The 1140-nt window shown below is 44.2% G+C and carries 1 protein-coding gene; it reads left to right on the plus strand.

Annotated features, from left to right (window positions below):
- Window positions 1–276: 276 nt before the first annotated feature.
- A partial coding sequence (ltrA, locus tag CDO51_RS13070; protein WP_420811504.1) for a group II intron reverse transcriptase/maturase occupies window positions 277–1140 on the plus strand: 864 nt, incomplete at its 3' end.

Below are 1140 nucleotides of genomic sequence, written 5' to 3' on the forward strand. Positions count from 1 at the left end.
GCATACGTGGGGTGGATGAGTGTGCATATCAACACAAAGTCCAATACCACCCGAACCCCACGGTGTAAATGTGGCAGATATATGAGAGGAAAGTTACTGTTCTTAACAGGGGAGGTCTTACGGGGGTTGCCGACAAGAGGGTTTAACCAACAACCCACAGCGACAAATCGTGCGGTGATGCACGGTTGAACCGTAAGAAGTCAGCCGAGGTCATAGTACCGGAGACGGGAAGGACCGAACAATGGTAGTCTTTTAAACTAGAGAGAAGGTGAGATAGTGCAAAGAGAGCAGAAAACTGTGAAAACAGGCTACCCTTGCGAGGGTATGGTGGAACCAGAGAGTACCAAGGGAGCGCGGAGTACTAACTCACTGGAACCTAGCGAGGAAGACGGTGCAGAAAGTTTACTTGATAAATTACTACACACAGGAAATTTAAATGCAGCTTACAAAAGAGTAAAGCAAAACAGAGGTGCAGCAGGTGTTGACGGGATGACAGTCGATGAGTTAATGCCATATCTAAAAGAGAACAAGGATGAATTTCTAGAGAGTTTGAGAAGTGGGAAGTACAAACCCCATCCAGTCAGACGAGTAGAAATACCTAAACCTGATGGTGGGGTAAGACTTCTTGGAGTCCCAACAGTCGTGGACCGCATGGTCCAACAGGCACTAGTACAAGTACTACAACCAATATTTGAACCAACATTTTCTGATAATAGCTTTGGGTTTAGACCAAACCGTAATGCCCAACAAGCGATCAAAAGGTCAAAAGACTACTACGCCCAAGGCTACAAATATGCAGTTGACATAGACCTAGCAAAATATTTTGACACTGTGAACCATGACTTGTTGATAGGTATGGTAAGGGAACAAGTAAAGGATGAAACCATCATACGACTCATACGCAAATTTTTAAAGAGTGGGGTTATGTCAAATGGGCTTTTGAGCCCTTCTACCAAAGGCACTCCACAAGGTGGAAACCTGTCTCCATTACTCAGTAATATCTACCTCAACAATTTTGATCGACTACTTGAAAAGAGGGGACATAAATTTGTGAGGTACGCAGATGACTGTATCATCTACGTCAAAAGTAAGAGAGCCGCTGAAAGAGTAATGACCAGCTGTACAAAATACCTCGAAGAG

The sequence above is a fragment of the Natranaerobius trueperi genome (assembly GCF_002216005.1).
Lineage (GTDB): Bacteria > Bacillota > Natranaerobiia > Natranaerobiales > Natranaerobiaceae > Natranaerobius_A > Natranaerobius_A trueperi.